This is a genomic window from Candidatus Planktophila dulcis (assembly GCF_002288225.1).
Classification (GTDB): Bacteria; Actinomycetota; Actinomycetes; order Nanopelagicales; family Nanopelagicaceae; genus Planktophila; species Planktophila dulcis.
The window spans coordinates 1,113,616-1,129,780 of the sequence record NZ_CP016777.1; the positions used below are offsets into that span (position 1 = coordinate 1,113,616).

The 16,165-nt window shown below is 47.2% G+C and carries 18 protein-coding genes; 10 read left to right on the plus strand and 8 right to left on the minus strand.

All coding sequences use genetic code 11. The features are described 5' to 3' along the window. Window position 1: 1 nt before the first annotated feature. Window positions 2–406 (plus strand): CoA-binding protein, encoded by a 405-nt coding sequence (locus tag A1sIIA65_RS05755; RefSeq protein WP_095676591.1) that lies wholly within the window; start codon window positions 2–4, stop codon window positions 404–406. Here the strand turns inward: A1sIIA65_RS05755 and A1sIIA65_RS05760 are convergent, their stop codons facing one another. From A1sIIA65_RS05760 to A1sIIA65_RS05785, 6 genes are all read right to left on the minus strand, one after another. Beyond that, window positions 407–1,294: a carbohydrate ABC transporter permease gene (locus A1sIIA65_RS05760; protein ID WP_095676592.1), complete on the minus strand. Its 888-nt coding sequence runs from the start codon at window positions 1,292–1,294 to the stop codon at window positions 407–409. Next, entirely contained in the window at window positions 1,291–2,202 is a 912-nt protein-coding gene (locus A1sIIA65_RS05765) for a carbohydrate ABC transporter permease (RefSeq protein WP_095676593.1), read from the minus strand. Before A1sIIA65_RS05765 ends, A1sIIA65_RS05760 begins: the two co-directional genes overlap by 4 nt. 43 nt (window positions 2,203–2,245) lie before the next feature. Continuing rightward, a complete protein-coding gene (locus A1sIIA65_RS05770; RefSeq protein ID WP_095676594.1) occupies window positions 2,246–3,556 on the minus strand; it encodes an ABC transporter substrate-binding protein in 1,311 nt (436 codons plus the stop codon). 162 nt (window positions 3,557–3,718) lie between these two features. Then, window positions 3,719–4,120: a peptide-methionine (R)-S-oxide reductase MsrB gene (gene msrB / locus A1sIIA65_RS05775; protein ID WP_095676595.1), complete on the minus strand. Its 402-nt coding sequence runs from the start codon at window positions 4,118–4,120 to the stop codon at window positions 3,719–3,721. Window positions 4,121–4,132: 12 nt separating this feature from the next. Next, window positions 4,133–4,867: an SDR family NAD(P)-dependent oxidoreductase gene (locus tag A1sIIA65_RS05780; protein ID WP_095676596.1), complete on the minus strand. Its 735-nt coding sequence runs from the start codon at window positions 4,865–4,867 to the stop codon at window positions 4,133–4,135. Continuing rightward, window positions 4,867–6,165, minus strand: coding sequence for an enolase C-terminal domain-like protein (locus tag A1sIIA65_RS05785; protein WP_095676597.1), 1,299 nt, complete (start codon window positions 6,163–6,165; stop codon window positions 4,867–4,869). Before A1sIIA65_RS05785 ends, A1sIIA65_RS05780 begins: the two co-directional genes overlap by 1 nt. Window positions 6,166–6,231: 66 nt before the next feature. Here A1sIIA65_RS05785 and A1sIIA65_RS05790 point away from each other — a divergent pair, with 66 nt between their 5' ends. From A1sIIA65_RS05790 to A1sIIA65_RS05830, 9 genes are all read left to right on the plus strand, one after another. After that, window positions 6,232–7,209: an aldo/keto reductase gene (locus tag A1sIIA65_RS05790; RefSeq protein ID WP_095676598.1), complete on the plus strand. Its 978-nt coding sequence runs from the start codon at window positions 6,232–6,234 to the stop codon at window positions 7,207–7,209. Beyond that, window positions 7,206–7,535: an L-rhamnose mutarotase gene (locus A1sIIA65_RS05795; RefSeq protein ID WP_190277109.1), complete on the plus strand. Its 330-nt coding sequence runs from the start codon at window positions 7,206–7,208 to the stop codon at window positions 7,533–7,535. The genes A1sIIA65_RS05790 and A1sIIA65_RS05795 overlap by 4 nt, the downstream gene beginning before the upstream one ends. A 12-nt stretch (window positions 7,536–7,547) precedes the next feature. Further along, window positions 7,548–8,390, plus strand: coding sequence for a fumarylacetoacetate hydrolase family protein (locus tag A1sIIA65_RS05800; protein WP_095676599.1), 843 nt, complete (start codon window positions 7,548–7,550; stop codon window positions 8,388–8,390). 3 nt (window positions 8,391–8,393) lie between these two features. Continuing rightward, the gene (locus A1sIIA65_RS05805; protein ID WP_095676600.1) at window positions 8,394–9,296 is read left to right on the plus strand and encodes an NAD(P)-dependent oxidoreductase; all 903 of its coding nucleotides are present in this window, start codon (window positions 8,394–8,396) and stop codon (window positions 9,294–9,296) included. 9 nt (window positions 9,297–9,305) lie between these two features. Then, on the plus strand, window positions 9,306–10,157 hold the full coding sequence (locus tag A1sIIA65_RS05810) for an amidohydrolase family protein (RefSeq protein WP_095676601.1): 852 nt from the start codon (window positions 9,306–9,308) through the stop codon (window positions 10,155–10,157). 105 nt (window positions 10,158–10,262) lie between these two features. Then, the gene (locus tag A1sIIA65_RS05815; RefSeq protein WP_095676602.1) at window positions 10,263–11,261 is read left to right on the plus strand and encodes an ABC transporter substrate-binding protein; all 999 of its coding nucleotides are present in this window, start codon (window positions 10,263–10,265) and stop codon (window positions 11,259–11,261) included. Window positions 11,262–11,380: 119 nt separating this feature from the next. After that, entirely contained in the window at window positions 11,381–12,904 is a 1,524-nt protein-coding gene (locus tag A1sIIA65_RS05820) for a sugar ABC transporter ATP-binding protein (protein WP_095676603.1), read from the plus strand. 19 nt (window positions 12,905–12,923) lie between these two features. Then, a complete protein-coding gene (locus tag A1sIIA65_RS05825) occupies window positions 12,924–13,940 on the plus strand; it encodes an ABC transporter permease (RefSeq protein WP_190277110.1) in 1,017 nt (338 codons plus the stop codon). A 67-nt stretch (window positions 13,941–14,007) separates the two neighbouring features. Then, window positions 14,008–14,493 (plus strand): phosphate-starvation-inducible PsiE family protein, encoded by a 486-nt coding sequence (locus A1sIIA65_RS05830; RefSeq protein ID WP_095676604.1) that lies wholly within the window; start codon window positions 14,008–14,010, stop codon window positions 14,491–14,493. A gap of 39 nt (window positions 14,494–14,532) precedes the next feature. On the opposite strand, the gene A1sIIA65_RS05835 is transcribed toward A1sIIA65_RS05830, so the two are convergent. Further along, complete coding sequence (locus A1sIIA65_RS05835; RefSeq protein ID WP_095676605.1) at window positions 14,533–15,279, minus strand: amino acid ABC transporter ATP-binding protein; 747 nt, start codon at window positions 15,277–15,279, stop codon at window positions 14,533–14,535. Next, window positions 15,279–16,145 carry an amino acid ABC transporter permease gene (locus tag A1sIIA65_RS05840; RefSeq protein WP_095676606.1) on the minus strand — a complete coding sequence of 289 codons (867 nt, stop codon included), beginning with the start codon at window positions 16,143–16,145 and terminating at the stop codon, window positions 15,279–15,281. The genes A1sIIA65_RS05835 and A1sIIA65_RS05840 overlap by 1 nt, the downstream gene beginning before the upstream one ends. Window positions 16,146–16,165: the final 20 nt, after the last annotated feature.

A 16,165-nucleotide genomic window follows, 5' to 3' on the forward strand; every position in this document is an offset into this window, starting at 1 on the left:
GATGCATCTAGCGCCTGGAGACATTCCTGAACTTCTCCGCACAGCAAAGACAGTTGCCATTGTTGGGATTTCAGATAAAGCTGACCGGGCAAGCCATGGCGTTGCCAAGTACCTCATCGAGAACTCTCACTTTGAATTGTTCTTCGTCAACCCGCTCTTGGAGAACGTTCTGGGTCAGAAGGTCTATAAATCGCTCAAAGAGATTGACGTTCACATCGATATCGTCGATGTATTTCGCAAACCTGCAGATTGCCTGGCAGTTCTGGATGAGAGCATTGAAATTGGTGCTAGCGCAATCTGGTTACAGTTAGGAATTTCCGTTCCAGAGGTTGCAACACAAGGCAGTGAGGCTGGGCTATCTGTTGTCATGGATCGCTGCATCAAAATTGATTACGCAGCTTTGTAATTAACCCTTTGTAGAGCCGAGGGTAAGACCTGCGATAAATTGCTTACGCAGCACAAAGAACATAATGACTGTAGGGGCTGCTGCGATGATCGCACCGGCTGCTAACAAGTTGAAGTCTGTGACGTACTGGCCCTGCAGACGTCGAAGTGCTGAGGTAATTGGACGCTTTGAGTCATCAGACATCAATACAAGTGCCCAGAAGAATTCGTTATAGATCCATGTAGTCATGAGCACGCTGAGCGCAGCAAGAGCTGGGCGCAAGAGAGGCAAGATGACGTTCCAGTAATGGCGGAAGACGTTGGCTCCATCGATAGTTGCTGACTCTGAAATCTCTTTCGGAATCGTCTTCATATAGGAAGAGAGAACGAAGGTTGCAAAGCCCACCTGGAATCCCACGTGAACCAGAATCAAGCCGCCATAGTTGTTATACAAGAGGTTTCTGTTTCCGAAGAGCTCACCGATCCAGATAAACATCCAGAAGACAGGGATGTATGTGAGAACGATTGGAAGCATATTTCCTGCTGTGAAGAGCAAGAGAAGTCCGAGGTTAAATTTGTACTGATATCGAGTCACTACGAATGCAACGAGTGAGCCGAAGAATAGAGTCAAGATGACTGATGGAACGGTCACAAGTAATGAGTTGAGTAGATAAACACCAATCTTCATCTCTTGAATTGCGTTGATGTAATTATCAAAGGTTAAACGGCGTGGCCACGAGAAAATTCCGTAAGAGATGATGTCGTTATATGGACGAAGTGAGGTCCAGACTGTCCAGAGAATTGGGAAGATCCAGACAAAGGCAAAGATGCCAATAAAGATTGAGATGAATGTGTCTTTACGCTTCTGGCTGTCGCGGTATTCCGCGCTCCGAACTACACCGGTACTCATTTGAGATCCTCTTGAAAACTAATTCGAAGATAAGTAATGATCGGAACGATGCAGAGAATAAGAAGGATGACTGCGTATGCCGCACCCTTCATTGAAATACCCTGGCCCGCAAAGTTCTGGAATACCAAAAGGTTGAGCAGTGGGAAGATTGTTGGACTTCCGTAGATGATGTACACCAAGTCGAATGCTCGAAGCGATTCAATAAGTGTGATAACAACAATGATGATGTTTACAGGCTGCATTGTCGGCAAGATAATCTTGCGGAAGATCTCCCAATCTGTAGCGCCATCGATTGCAGCTGCTTCTTTAAGAGCTGGATCGACTGATTTAAGGCCAGATAAATAGAGAAGCATGATGTAGCCAATATGGCGCCACGAGGCGATACCTAAAATGACCCAGGTATTGATTTTTTCGTTACCCCAAATCGAGATTGCATTACCAATATCGCGACCCATAAGGCCCTGCACAAAACCACCAGGCTGCAACATAAAGTTCCAGATAATTCCGATTACTGCCAGAGATAGAACTACAGGCAAGTAGTAAATAGATTCATAGAAAGCGTGACCTTTAATGCCACGGTCAATTTGGTAGGCAAGCAAAATCCCTAGCGGGGTTGCAATAAGAACGAAGAATGCAAGCCAAATTGCGTTGTTCTTAAGTGCTTGATAAAAAAGTGGGTTATTTACAAAGATATTTTTATAGTTCTGGATTCCTGCCCACTGAATATCCTTAAGGCGAATACCGTTCCAATATGTAAAGGAGAGAATAATTGTGACAACTGCTGGAACCCAGAGAAGAATAATCTGAAGCAGAGTTGGAATTCCAACGAATGTTGCGAGTGTAAAGCGATCTGTTTTAGAAAGAGAGCGGCGGCTACGCTTCTGTTGAACCGTAGCCGCCGTCTTCATACCTTTAACTTACTAGCACTTGAACTAATTATCAACTAAGAAATTAGTTCTTTGGAAGTGCATCCCATTGTGCTTGTACGTTTTCGAGGATCTTGTTGACATCAGAAGGCTTCTTAATGAAGTTCTGGATAGCTGGTCCGACAATTGGACCAGCGAAGTCTCCACGAGCATCACGATCTAAGAAGAACATGATGTTCTTTGCTGCTGCAAGAACTGCAAGCTTCTGCTTGTTGAATGAATCGTAAGCTGATGTATCAAATGACTTCGATACATAGATATTTGTATCGCCAGCCTTGACAGCTTGTGCAATACCTTCTGGTGATGCCCAGAATTCTGCAAGGGCCTTACCGCCAGCTACGTTCTTACCGTTTGCAGCAACTGAAATACCATCTAGTGGTGCATCAATTGTGTCGATACCGAACTTAGGGTTGATTTCTGGGAATGGAACTACCCATAGATCGTCGTAATCTGCCTGTGACTTCGCCTTGAAGTCATTTGCAAACCATGAACCCATCAACATTGCGCCTGTCTTCTTCTGGAGAAGAAGATCGCGCATGCCGTCCCATGAAATATCCATGACGTTTTCGTTCATGAATGGGATGAGCTGTGCGAAGTACTTGAATGTTTCCTTTGTGCGAGCATCTGTCCACTTTGCGCGACCGTTAAGTAGGTCGATGTGGTACTTGTAGCCGTTGACACGTGCGTTGAGAACATCGAATGTTCCCATTGCTTCCCAGCCGCCCTTTGCGCCGAGTGAGTATCCAACAAGACCCTTCTTCTGTGTAAGAGTCATCAACTTAACGAAGTCATCCCAGTTATCAATCTTCTCTGGGTTCATTCCAATTTCCTTAACCATTGACTTGCGGTAGTGCAAAGCCCATGGGTAGTAAGTAGTTGGGAGGATGTAAGGCTTCTTTGATACAGGGCTTGTTGCACCCTTGATTGCTGCTGTTGGAAGTGATCCCTTCAGACGTGCAATCTCACGTGTGAGATCTGCAAGAAGACCTCTCTCACCGAAGTGGTTTGAGCGATATCCAGCCATCCAACCAAATGCATCATCAGGTGAACCCTGCATGATTTGTGCAAAGTTGTTCTGGAAGTCATCTGAGTTAACTTGCTGAGCAACAACCTTTGCTCCGGTCTTCTTTGTGAATGCATCGTTGACAGCCTTAGCAATTGCATCGCCTGTTGCTCCGCCGCCACGTGTTGTCCACTTGACTGTGCTGCCCTTTAAACGTGTTGCTGCGCTTGCAGTACCAGCTGAAAGCGAACTACCGGCGGCAAGTGCTGCTCCACCGACTGCTGCGCCTTTGAGTACTGAGCGACGAGAAACTATGTTCTGCTCTTCTGACATCTTCGTCCTTTTCTCTGAGGGTTGAAAGTTCAACGAGCCTCGATTCACGAGGGTGCGTGAATCTTCGACTGGGCTAATCTAGAGGTGTTGGGACTGCTCTACCTAGGAAGTTCAGGTAACGAAATGATAAAGAAAACGGGTGAATTCAACGCTAAAAGGAGGTCAGAGAGGCTTCTCTTGCAGGTAAAGGGCCACAGAGTTGATGCACCAGCGCTCATCTGTGGGCACCTCATACCCCTCACCCGTAAAGACATGGCCCAGGTGGGAGTCACAGTTCGCGCACCGAACCTCGGTCCGAACCCGTGGGGCCAGTGAGCGATCCTCAATCAGCTTTACCGCATCATCGGCAGTCGGTGCATAGAAAGATGGCCAACCACATCCAGAGTGAAATTTAGTTTCAGATGTAAAGAGCTCATTGCCACATGCCTTACAACGATAACTACCAACTTTATCTGTGTCGGTGTATTCGCCAGTAAATGGTCGCTCTGTTGCACCTTCGCGAAGAACTGCATACGAAAGTGGATCTAAGCGAGCTTTAAGTTCTTCCTCGTTAATCTCTGCCATGAAATAAAATCCCTATCGCGGGATTCGCAGCCCTTGCATTCCACCATCGACGGCAAGGGAGGTAGCAGTTGTTGATCCTTGCAGTGGACTTGCTAAGTAGCAGAGTGCGCGTGCAACTTCATCTGCGCTGACAAGTCGTCCAAGTGGTTGACGTGCTTCCAGTGCTTTACGTTCTGCAACAGGATCTGCAGCTTGTGCCAGCAGACGTTGCACCCAAGGTGTGTCTGCTGTTCCTGGATTCACACAGTTCACGCGAATTCCTTCAGCAACATAGTCATTGGCCATCGCCATAGTCAGTGAGAGCACTGCGCCCTTTGTCGCGCTATAGAGAGCGCGCTTTGGAATTCCTGCAGTTGCTGCAACAGAGCAGACATTGACGATTGATGCGCACTTGCTCTTGCGAAGAAGTGGCAGTGCAAAGCGCGAGGTGCGCACAATCCCCACAACATTGATATTCATCACCTTGTTCCACTCATCAGATGGATTGGCTTCAACGTTGCCCACTGCGCTGATTGCAGCGCTATTAATAAGTATGTCTAGCTGTGGAATCTTTGCAAATGCAGCTTCCACAGATGCATCGTCGCTGACATCACAGGAAAGCCACTGGCCAATGCCGGCAAGGCCACCTTCTGCAATATCGAGTCCATAAACAGTTGCACCACCTGATGCAAGCATTTGCGCTGTTGCAAGTCCGATTCCAGAACCAGCACCTGTGACTGCTGCAGTCAGACCTTTGAATTCAGACATTACGCACTTGCCCATTCTTTTCCATGTGGGAATGTGAAGTCAGCAATCGACTGTGCATACATCTCTCCACCAGCACCTGGTTCAACAGGTGGCATGTAACGAGCATTCTGAATATTTGTTGGAACAACAAAGTGCTCATGCAGGTGATCAACGAATTCAACGACGCGTCCTGCATGGTGGCCAGTGACTGCAACGGAATCAAACATTGCAAGGTGCTGAACAAGCTCGCAGAGTCCAACGCCACCTGCGTGAGGACAGACAGGAACTCCAAACTTTGCAGCCATCAATATGTTGGCAATATTTTCATTCACACCTGCAACACGAGTTGCATCAATTTGCATGAAAGAGAATGACTTTGCTTGCAGCATCTGCTTAAAGAGAATGCGGTTCATGCCATGCTCACCGGTTGCAACGCGCACAGGTGCAATTGCCTTAGCAATGGCTGCATGTCCTAGAACATCATCAGGGTTTGTTGGCTCTTCAACCCAGTACAGGTTGACATCTCCTATGCCCTTAATCCATTCAATAGCTTGATTCACATCCCATACCTGGTTGGCATCGATAGCAATTCTGATATCTGGGCCTACTGCTTCACGAGCAAGGCGCAGGCGACGCTTGTCATCTTCTAGCGATCCTCCGCACTTCAACTTAATGAGTGTGTATCCAGCAGCAACTGCTTCCTTTGCAAGACGAACCATCTTCTCATCGGTATATCCAAGCCAGCCAGGAGTAGTTGTATAGGCAGGCAATCCTTCAGCGCGAAGCTTTGCTTCATTGGCAGCGCGCTGCGGCTCTGTCTTACGCAATATCTCTAGCGCTTCAGCTGGTGTGAGCGCATCAGTAATGTATCTAAAATCAACAAGTTCAACGATTTGTTCTGGCGTTAGATCTGAAAGGAACTTCCATAAAGGCTTCTTTGCGTGCTTAGTCACAAGATCCCATGCAGCGTTAACGACTGCGCCGGCTGCCATTTGTGTCACGCCTTTTTCTGGACCTAACCAACGAATCTGAGAATCACGAACCAAGCTGCGAGCGAACTCGCCCATGCTGGTTGCAAGATCTGCAACATCGCGTCCCACTGCATACGGTGCAAGTTGTTCAATCATGTCGCACTGCAGATCATTTCCGCGGCCGCATGTAAAGACAAAGCCATGGCCCTCAAGTGTTGGGTCATCAGTTTCTAGGATGAGAAGAGCTGCCGAATAATCGGGTTCCTTATTCATTGCATCGGAACCATCGAGTCCACGTGAAGTTGGGAATCTGACATCGACAGTTCTAAATCCAGTTACCTTAGGCATGACATCCCTTTACTTGTATGAAAATTGACTCTTCGCTTGACCTGCAAAATCATATAGGATGAATTTATGCCGCGGTATAGCGAGAAAGTTAAGTTAAAGCGTTCAAATCTTGAGGTTACACGCTTTGCTCTTGGTACAGCCCCTCTAGGTGGACTCTTTGCTTCAGTCTCTGATTCTGAAGGCGATGCTCTTCTTAATACTGCTCTTGAATTAGGAATTAACTATTTCGATACCGCCCCTCAATATGGTCATGGCGTTGCAGAAATTCGCGTGGGCAAAGTTCTGCGCAATGTGAAGACTCCCTTCGTTATTGAAACCAAAGTCGGTCGAGTACTGCGCCATGTTGAAGGTGTTGAGCCGGAAAAATGGTTTCCTGACGCACCTCGCGACATCGTTCCTATCTATGACTACACACCTGAGGGCATTAGACGCTCCTTTGATGAGAGCCTGGAGCGTCTTGGCTTAGATCACATAGATATTGTCTTGATGCATGATGCTGAGGATTACATCCCAGAAGCAATTAACAACGCATTCCCAGTTCTTGCCGACCTTCGTTCACAAGGACTCATTAAAGCAATCGGCCTTGGAATGAACTATGTCGATCCAGCTCTTGAGATTATGAAGAATACAGATCTTGATATTGCACTTATCGCTGGTCGTTTTACTCTCCTTGATCAAGTAGCCCAGCATGATCTCTTCCCATATGCGCTGAAGAACAAGATTGATATCTCAATGGGCGGAGTTCTCAACTCTGGAGTTCTTGCTAACCCGGTCGCGGGTGCAACATATAACTATCTTCCAGCATCTGATGAAATTATCGCCAGAGCTAAGAAGATATGTGACTTCCTCAAAGAACGAGATGTTCCACTCATTGCAGCAGCGCTGCAATTCCCATTGCGCCACCCTGCTGTGACATCAGTTCTGACTGGTCCCCGCACAGCTGCTGAACTGCGTTCGAATGCAGAAGATTTCAATCGCCCACTTCCTGAAGGTATCTGGAGTGAACTAGAAGATGCAGGCCTGATTGAGAAGATCCAGGCATGAGCATCAAAAGAATCGGCCAAGTAATTGGTATTAAGCCTGAAGAAATCGAAGAGTATGAACGCATTCATGAGGCTATTTGGCCAACAGTTGCTGCCACTTTGAAGAAAGCCAATATTCAGAACTACTCAATCTTTCGATATGAAAATCTCCTCTTTGCTTATATGGAGTACACAGGCACTGACTATGAAGCCGATATGGCTCTTATCGCCGCAGATCCTGAAACTCAGAAATGGTGGAAGATCACAGCTCCTATGCAGGTGCAAGTTCCCGAAGCTCGCGATGGCGAGTGGTGGCATACACTCCACCAAAACTTTTACCTCGACTAGTTAAGGAATTCAATGAAATTTTCAGTCCTTCATACCAAAAACGCGCAATACCAATTTGCCGTCACTACTGATGGCGTTCACCGCAGCGTTGAAGGACTACCCACACTGACTGAGGCAATGCACCTGACTCTTGCTGAACTCAAAACTCGCACAGCTAGCGCAACAACATCTATTACTGGAGAGCTTGCACCCCCAATCGCTGCTGAAATTGAATTATGGGGAGCTGGCGTTACCTACCTGCGTTCACGCGATGCTCGTAAAGAGGAGAGCGGTGTGCCTGATGTCTATCAGCGCGTCTATGAAGCAGACCGCCCAGAGCTCTTCTTTAAATCAACTGCAGTACGTGCACGAGGAACCAATGCACCTATCGGTATTCGCTATGACAGCGAGGCATCTGTGCCTGAACCAGAAGTTGCTATCTATATAAATAAGCATCGCGAGATTATTGGTTATGCGATCTGTAACGATGTCACTGCCCGTTCTATTGAAGGTGAGAACCCTCTCTACCTCTCACAAGCAAAGATCTATATCGGCTCAACAGCAATTGGCCCAGATATCACTCCTGCCTGGCTTGCACCTGCAGCCAATGAGATGAGCATCAAAGCAAAGATTCTTCGCGGTTCAGCTCTGGTCTGGGAGGCAGAAACATCACTCGGTGCTCTCAATAGAACTCTGGAAGATCTTGTGAACTATGTATTTCGTTGCCAAGATTTTCCTCATGGCTTAATTCTCTCCACCGGCACAGGAATTGTTCCTCCTATGGATATCGCACTTGCTGCAGGAGATATCGTTGAGATTAACGTTGCAGGCGTTGGAACCCTTTCAAATACAGTTGAAGTAATTCCAGAACGGTAAAACATGTCTTCGATCAATGCATGGACTCAATGGGATGACCTCTCAGCTCCTGCTGGAATCACACTGCTCTCCCCTGAAAACTTTCCATTAGATACATCAGATCTTTCACAAATTGATTTCTATGTTCCTCTCTATATGGGAGGCGCAAAGGCTCTCTCCTATGCCGCACAAATGCCCAATTTAAAAACTCTGCAGATGCTCAACGCTGGCTATGACGATGCACTTGCATACCTTCGCCCAGGGTTAACGCTCTGCAATGCACGAGGTGTTCACGATGCATCCACAGCTGAATTAGCAGTGGGATTAGCAATTGCTTCCCGCCGAGGTTTTCCTGAATTCATGCGCGAGCAGATTGCAGGCAGGTGGAGCCATCACCGCACATCGGCTCTTTCTGATTCCAAGATCGGAATCATTGGATATGGATCAATCGGTAAGAAGATTGCCAAGAATCTCTCTGGCTTTGAAGTATCCGTCACCGCCTTTACCCAATCAGGAAGAGATGGCTCTCTCACCATCGATCAACTCGATGCTCATCTACCTGGGCTCGACATCATCATTTTGATTCTTCCGCTCTCAGATTCATCTCGTCATCTCTTTAACGCCAAGCGCCTTGCTGCAATGAAGGATGGCGCACTCCTTATCAATGTGGCGCGCGGTCCTGTCGTTGAAACCGATGCATTAGTAAAAGAGCTCAATTCAGGGCGCATCTTTGCAGCCCTCGATGTGACAGACCCTGAACCACTTCCAACAGGGCACCCTCTATGGAGTGCGAAGAATCTCCTTCTTCTCCCTCACGTAGGTGGAAATTCAGATGCATTTGAACCACGTGGCAGGGCTTTGGTGGAATCCCAACTACAGCTTCTGGCTGCAGGTGCTCCTCTTGAACATGTAGTTGCCCAAGGTTAAATTGCAATCGTGAGAATTGATTCGCACCACCATCTATGGGACCTCTCCATTCGCCCACAAGAGTGGATGGTGGGCGATGGCATGGAGCCTGTTGCTCGCAACTTCAACACCGATGACCTGCGCAGTGCGATTGCTGGAACGGGAATCGAGAAAACAATCCTTGTTCACGCAACGACAACACATGATGAAACTTTTGAACTACTGGAGATTGCGCAATCAGATTCCACAGTGATTGCTGTGGTGGGTTGGCTGCAGATTGATTCACCCGGTGCGATTGCTCAGTGCGAGAAATATCTAGAAGCACACGGTGGTGGCTACCTCAAAGGCATCCGTGATGTTGCACAAGACCTGCCTGACTCCAATTACTTGGCGAAACCCCAAGCGATTGCAACTGTGCAACAACTTGGCAAGATGGGTCTGACTTATGACATTCTTACCAAGACTCCCGAACTGCCAGCTGCTATTGAATTAGTTAAAGCGTGCCCTGATGTGCAATTTGTCCTTGACCACATTTCAAAGCCATATATCGCTAGAGAAGAAATGCAGCCTTGGAAATCTCTGATTACAGAACTTTCATCCTTCGATAACGTTTCGTGCAAGATTTCTGGAATGGTGACTGAAGCAAAGTGGAATATCTGGAAAGTTGATGACTTTGCGCCCTACGTTGATCACATCATTGAGAGCTTTAGCCCAGAACGGCTGATGTTTGGCTCCGATTGGCCCGTGGCGCTTTTAGCCACTTCAAGCTATTCAGAGGTAGTTCGCCTTGCCCAGAGCCTTACGGTGAAATTTACTGAAAGGGAAAATGAACTTTTCTGGCGTGAGAACGCCTTATCTGCCTACAAGATAACGAAGCTGTAACAATCGGCTTTACCGCCTGGTATTTACCCATTATTTATTGAAGGTAGCGCGCCGCCCCCCTAGGATTTCCACACAGCAATTCCGCTGCTTCTAGAGGAGAAATACATGAAGAAAGGTCTCATCACAGTTGCTGCACTATCAGCACTGGCGCTAGTAACTGGAACAGCAACTCCAGTAACAGCTGCAGAGAAGACTCTTAAGATCGAATTGATCTCAAAGGGCGAAACGCACCAATTTTGGCAGGCAGTAAAGAAGGGCGCTGAAGATCAAGCTAAGAAGATGAACGCAGAAGTTCACTTCATTGGTCCAGCAGCAGAAACAATGATCGATAAGCAGCTTGAAATGCTTGATGCAGCAATTGCACTTAAGCCAGATGCAATCGGTTACGCAGCTCTTGGTACAACACAGTCACTTCCAAAGCTCAAGGCAGCTAAGGCAGCAGGCATTCCTGTGTACATGTTCGACACAGCAGCTAGCTGTGAGGGTGGAGTTCCTAAGCTAGGACCAAACTCTGACTGCGCACTTGGCGTTGCATACACAAATTCAACAGCTGCTGGCGCACTCGCTGCAGACTGGATGGCTAAGTTGGTTGGTAACAAGGGTAAGGTTTTGGTTGTCGGTCACTCACAGACAAACCAGACAGGTATCGACCGTGCAAACGGCTTTATCAACCGCATGAAGGCTAAGTACAAGGGCATCACACTTCTTACACCTCAGTACGCTGAGGGTGGAGATGCACTTAAGGCACAGGAAATCGTTAGCGCATCACTCGTTGCTAACAAGGACCTCAAGGGTGTCTACGGAACTAACGAAGGTGTATCAATCGGCGCTGGCCAGGCATTCAAGGCTGCAAAGCTTAAGAATGGCGCAGTTAAGTTGATCGGATTCGACTCAGGAAAGCAGCAGATGGCAAACATCAAGTCTGGTCTCCAGTCAGGTGCTATCACACAGAGCCCAATGGGTATCGGTGCGAAGACTGTCGAAGCTCTCGTTAACTACGTACGTAACAAGACAGTTCCAAAGAACCTTATCGATACAGGTTTCTACTACTACGATAAGAAGAACATCGCCGATCCAAAGATCGCCGGTAACCTTTACGAATAAGTCATTACTGACTGATTTGTAAGTGATTAAAGGCATGGTGGCCGGGAGCAATCTCGGCCACCATTGCTTTATTCTTAAGTGAGTAAGCTCATCGCAACTCTAGATATAAGGTGAAAACAATGGCTTCAGCACAGCTCTTATCTCTCTCAGGCGTTAGTAAAGAGTTCCCGGGCGTCAAGGCACTCAGTAATGTGCACTTTGATCTCAATGAGGGTGAAGTTCATGCCATTGTCGGCGAGAACGGTGCTGGTAAATCAACACTCATGAAGATTCTCTCTGGTATTTATAAGAAAGATTCTGGAGAGATTATCTACAAGGGAAAGTCTGTTTCAATTCCCAATCCATTTGAAGCACAGAAGCTCGGTATCAGCATCATTCACCAAGAGCTGAACCTGATGCCACATCTCACAGTTGCTGAGAACATTTTTATTGGTCGTGAAGATCGATTCCCTGGTGGAGTTTTTCTCAATAATAAGAAGTTAGTTGATGCCACTATTGCGCTCCTAGCTGAACTCGGATTGGCACTCAATCCCAACGACATCGTTGGTGAACTTACTATTGCAAAACAACAGATGGTTGAAATCGCAAAGGCTGTCTCTTATCGCGGCTCAGTCATCATCATGGATGAACCAACCTCATCGCTGACCCCAGCTGAGACTGATGCGCTCTTTAAGATTATTCGCTCTCTCAAGGCTGCAGGAAAAGGCGTTGTCTATATCTCTCACCGCCTGGAAGAGCTCGAGAAGATCACCGACCGCATCACAGTTCTACGTGATGGTGAGTATGTAAAGACTCTGATAACTACTCAGACGACTATCCCAGAAGTCATTTCGCTTATGGTCGGCCGTAAGGTGGATCAGGATCAACGCCCAACCAACCGCTCCATCGGTAGTGAAATAGTTCTGCAGGTTAAAAACCTTTCAGACCAACACCTTCTTAGAGATATCTCCTTCGATCTTCGCAAAGGTGAAATTCTTGGCTTTGCAGGTTTGATGGGCGCAGGTCGCACAGAACTTGCACGCGCGATTATGGGCGCAGATCCAAAGACTTCAGGAACTATCACTTTGCGTGGCACCGAGGTAAAGATCAAGCAACCATCAGATGCGGTTGCGGTGGGTATTGGATACCTCTCTGAAGACCGCAAACGTTTTGGTCTTCTTCTCAATCAAGACATCACCTTTAATGTGATTCTCTCCTCCATCCCACGCTTTTCCAATAAGTTGGGCTTTCTCAAAGTGAAGTCAGCAGCTGGCATTGCGCGTGATGTCATCGCTCAACTTCGAGTGCGCACACCCTCTGAACGCCAGTTCCTTAAGAACTTATCTGGCGGAAACCAGCAGAAGGTAGTTATCGCAAAATGGCTCACTCGCGATTGCGATGTATTGATTTTCGATGAGCCAACACGTGGAATTGATGTGGGCGCCAAAGATGAGATTTATCGCCTTCTGACTGGCTTGGCCGAAGAAGGCAAGTCCATCATCATGATTTCATCCGAACTGCCAGAAGTTTTGCGACTATCAGATCGCATCGCAGTGATGTGTGATGGTCGCTTAACAGGAATTATTGATAACAAAGATGCCAACCAGAACATCATCATGGAACTTGCGACCAAGTTCAGCGATTCATTAACGACAGTTAACTAATACGGGAAAAGAGAGAGAAATGTCAGAAGTAACTAACGCAGGCACAAAGGCAGATGGCGGCAATAAAGTTTCAGCCTTTATTCGTCGAGAAATCGGTCGAGTGACAGCACTTGCTAGCCTTTTCGTCATCTTTACCTTCTTCACCGTAATGCGTCCTGTCTTTGCCTCATGGGCAAATGTCTCTGGCGGAATCTTGATGTCCACAACGGTGATTGGCCTGATGGCAATCGGTGTCACCTTCGTCATCATCACCGGTGGTATCGATCTCTCTGTTGGAACATCCATGGCTCTCGTGGGAGTTATTACTGGTAAGACAGTGATGGCGATGAACCTAAACGTCTGGAGCGGAATACTCCTAGGACTTGTCGTGGGAACAATCCTTGGCGCTATCAACGGAATTCTTATTACTGTTCTTAAGTTGCCTCCATTTATTGCAACTCTTGCAACAATGAAGGGTGCTCAAGGATTGGCGCTCATTACCTCCGATCTGAAGCCAATTCTCTTCACAACAGATGTAAAGGGCTGGGACTCCATTGCACAAGGAAATATCATCCCGAATCTTCCTAATGCTGTTCTCATTCTTCTCGTGGCAGCTGTGGTTGCTTCAATCATTCTTAATAAGACAGTCCTCGGCCGTTACACATTCGCAATCGGTTCTAATACTGAAGCAACAAAGCTCTCTGGCGTGAAGGTCGATCGTTGGTTGATTGCCGTCTATGCACTCTGTGGATTCTTCGTTGGCCTCTCAGCAATTGTGATGACATCTCGCCTGGGCTCTGCGCAACCTGACCTTGGTCTTGGTTATGAGCTTGAAGCAATCGCTGCAGTCATCATCGGTGGAACATCACTTCTTGGCGGTAAGGGAACTATCTCTGGAACCATCATCGGTGCCCTCATCATGTCGGTTCTGATCAACGGTCTACGTATTCTCGAACTTCAACAGGAATGGCAGTACGTCGTAGTAGGTGCAGTCATTCTCCTTGCAGTCTATGGAGATAACGTTCGTCGTCGTCGTGCTGGTGAAACCACGCATTAACCCTTTATCTATTGCGAGAGCTTGACCCTGCACTTACCCTTAGTTAAGTCTAAAAAAGGTGGTTGAGATGAAATACAAGTCCGTTAAGGGTTTACTCACCGGAGATGAATCACTCATCCCTGTAACTTTTATCGACAAGCTCGAAGATATCCTTCACGGCTTCCTTGGCATCGTTCTCTTTATCATCTCAGTCCTTGCTGCTGGCTATAGCTTGCAGCGCCTGATTGAAACTCGCCCATTCTTTCCACTAGGAATGATCCAAGCAATTAATGACATTCTCTTTGTAGTCATCATCCTTGAGATCATGCGCACAGTGATCGTCCGCTTCACAGATGGAATTTTCCAACTCGATAACTTCCTTATTATCGGAGTCATCGCAGCCGTTCGACACATTCTCACAGTCGGTGCATCACTGACGATGGAGAAGGAGAAGACAACGGAGTATTTCAACCGTGCACTGACAGAGATGGGCGTGAACACTGGAATTGTTTTAGCTCTCGTATTTGCGCTATTTTTATCTCGCGCAGCACGCAAACCTGGCGCAAAAAGTTAGCTCACTGACCTCATTCTCATGAGGTCTTAATCATTCTTTCTACAGTCGACCAGCTTGATGGACTCGCTTCAAGAACTCTTGGGTTTTTGGGTTCTGCGGGTTATGGAGCACCTGCTCTGCGCTTCCTCGCTCAATGATGTTGCCGGACTCTAGGAAACAGACTTCATCTGCTACTTGAGTTGCAAACCCCATTTCATGTGTCGCCAGCACCATGGTCATGCCATCACTTTTGAGATCACGGACAGCTGAGAGAACTTCGTTAACAAGTACTGGGTCAAGTGCTGATGTGACTTCATCAAGGAGAAGTAGCCGTGGACTTACCGCAAGTGAGCGAATTATCGCTACTCGCTGCTGCTGTCCCCCACTCAGGCGATCAGGATATTGATCGGCTTTATCCGCTAAATCAAATCTCTTCAATAGGTGCAGTGCATGAGTATTGGCTTCATCTCTACTTTTGCCATGAACCTTGATGGGCGAGAGTGTGATGTTTTCTAAAACCGTTTTATGAGGAAAGAGGTTAAATGATTGAAAGACCATACCTAGACGGCGGCGAACTTCATCAACGTTTATCAGAGGATCTGAAATTTCTTGTCCATCTAAGAAAATTTGGCCATCATCGATTGATTCCAGCAAGTTGATGCAGCGGAGAAGTGTGGACTTACCTGAGCCCGAAGCACCAATAAGAACAGTGGCTGTGTGTTCAGGAACAGTGAGTGATAGATCGTGCAGGACAACTTCTGCACCAAAGGACTTTCGAACATCTACCAGTTCAAGCACTTTACTCATCAGATTGCACCTTCTGAGTTCTGTGCACTAGTGCGTTGCCTTATAGCTCGATCTGTATAGCGAGTCATTGGAATTGTGATGAGTAGAAAGAGTATGGCTGCCACAACATAAGGTGTGTAGTTAAAGGTTCGGCTAGCATTAATTTGAGCAGCACGAACGGCATCGGTGACTCCCAGGATTGAGACCAAACCTGTGTCCTTCAGTAGTGAAACAAAATCATTGAGCAAGGGAGGCACAACACGACGTATGGCCTGAGGCAGTACAACAAAACGCATGGTCTGCCCTGAAGTGAGTCCGAGGGAACGAGCTGCTGCGCGTTGACTTGGGTGAATAGATAAAATTCCACTTCGGATAACTTCAGCTACATATGCCGAGTATGTGAGCACCACAGCAACTGTCCCGAGAAAGATGACATTGCTTGAGATTCCGGAAAGTCCTAGGGCTGGAACACCAAAACCAACAAGCAAGATAATCAAGATCAGTGGGGCGCCTCGGAAGATATCGACGTAGGCAGTAGCTAGAAATCTAAATGGAGTAAGCGCTGGTGATTTTGTAGTCCGCAGTAAAGCAAGCCCAAGTGCAATAACGCCAATAGCAGCACCGCCAATAAAAGTAAGTTGCAAATTGATCCAGAGCCCTCGCACGACTGTTGGAAATACCTCGCGGCCATAATCAATATCGAAGAATGTAGCTTTTACGGTTTCCCAGCCTGGTGAAGTTACGAGAATTATGGCAAGAGTTCCGAGGACAAAAATAGAAGAAGCCGCAGCAATACTTGCTTGCTTGCGGCTAATCCTGCGACGAGATTTACGTCGTTCTAGTTCACGGGAGCTTGGCGACCAAGCAGAGCTTTTCTTCTCTGACATGGTCGCCAAACTACCTTGTT

Excerpts from the sequence above, each read along its gene's own strand:
- A1sIIA65_RS05835 (WP_095676605.1), bottom strand. The coding sequence starts at position 15,279 with ATGAGTAAAGTGCTTGAACTGGTAGATGTTCGAAAGTCCTTTGGTGCA.
- A1sIIA65_RS05780 (WP_095676596.1), bottom strand. The coding sequence starts at position 4,867 with ATGTCTGAATTCAAAGGTCTGACTGCAGCAGTCACAGGTGCTGGTTCT.
- A1sIIA65_RS05790 (WP_095676598.1), top strand. The coding sequence starts at position 6,232 with ATGCCGCGGTATAGCGAGAAAGTTAAGTTAAAGCGTTCAAATCTTGAG.
- A1sIIA65_RS05785 (WP_095676597.1), bottom strand. The coding sequence starts at position 6,165 with ATGCCTAAGGTAACTGGATTTAGAACTGTCGATGTCAGATTCCCAACT.
- A1sIIA65_RS05795 (WP_190277109.1), top strand. The coding sequence starts at position 7,206 with ATGAGCATCAAAAGAATCGGCCAAGTAATTGGTATTAAGCCTGAAGAA.
- A1sIIA65_RS05815 (WP_095676602.1), top strand. The coding sequence starts at position 10,263 with ATGAAGAAAGGTCTCATCACAGTTGCTGCACTATCAGCACTGGCGCTA.
- msrB (WP_095676595.1), bottom strand. The coding sequence starts at position 4,120 with ATGGCAGAGATTAACGAGGAAGAACTTAAAGCTCGCTTAGATCCACTT.
- A1sIIA65_RS05765 (WP_095676593.1), bottom strand. The coding sequence starts at position 2,202 with ATGAAGACGGCGGCTACGGTTCAACAGAAGCGTAGCCGCCGCTCTCTT.
- A1sIIA65_RS05820 (WP_095676603.1), top strand. The coding sequence starts at position 11,381 with ATGGCTTCAGCACAGCTCTTATCTCTCTCAGGCGTTAGTAAAGAGTTC.
- A1sIIA65_RS05770 (WP_095676594.1), bottom strand. The coding sequence starts at position 3,556 with ATGTCAGAAGAGCAGAACATAGTTTCTCGTCGCTCAGTACTCAAAGGC.
- A1sIIA65_RS05800 (WP_095676599.1), top strand. The coding sequence starts at position 7,548 with ATGAAATTTTCAGTCCTTCATACCAAAAACGCGCAATACCAATTTGCC.
- A1sIIA65_RS05825 (WP_190277110.1), top strand. The coding sequence starts at position 12,924 with ATGTCAGAAGTAACTAACGCAGGCACAAAGGCAGATGGCGGCAATAAA.
- A1sIIA65_RS05805 (WP_095676600.1), top strand. The coding sequence starts at position 8,394 with ATGTCTTCGATCAATGCATGGACTCAATGGGATGACCTCTCAGCTCCT.
- A1sIIA65_RS05760 (WP_095676592.1), bottom strand. The coding sequence starts at position 1,294 with ATGAGTACCGGTGTAGTTCGGAGCGCGGAATACCGCGACAGCCAGAAG.
- A1sIIA65_RS05755 (WP_095676591.1), top strand. The coding sequence starts at position 2 with ATGCATCTAGCGCCTGGAGACATTCCTGAACTTCTCCGCACAGCAAAG.
- A1sIIA65_RS05840 (WP_095676606.1), bottom strand. The coding sequence starts at position 16,145 with ATGTCAGAGAAGAAAAGCTCTGCTTGGTCGCCAAGCTCCCGTGAACTA.
- A1sIIA65_RS05830 (WP_095676604.1), top strand. The coding sequence starts at position 14,008 with ATGAAATACAAGTCCGTTAAGGGTTTACTCACCGGAGATGAATCACTC.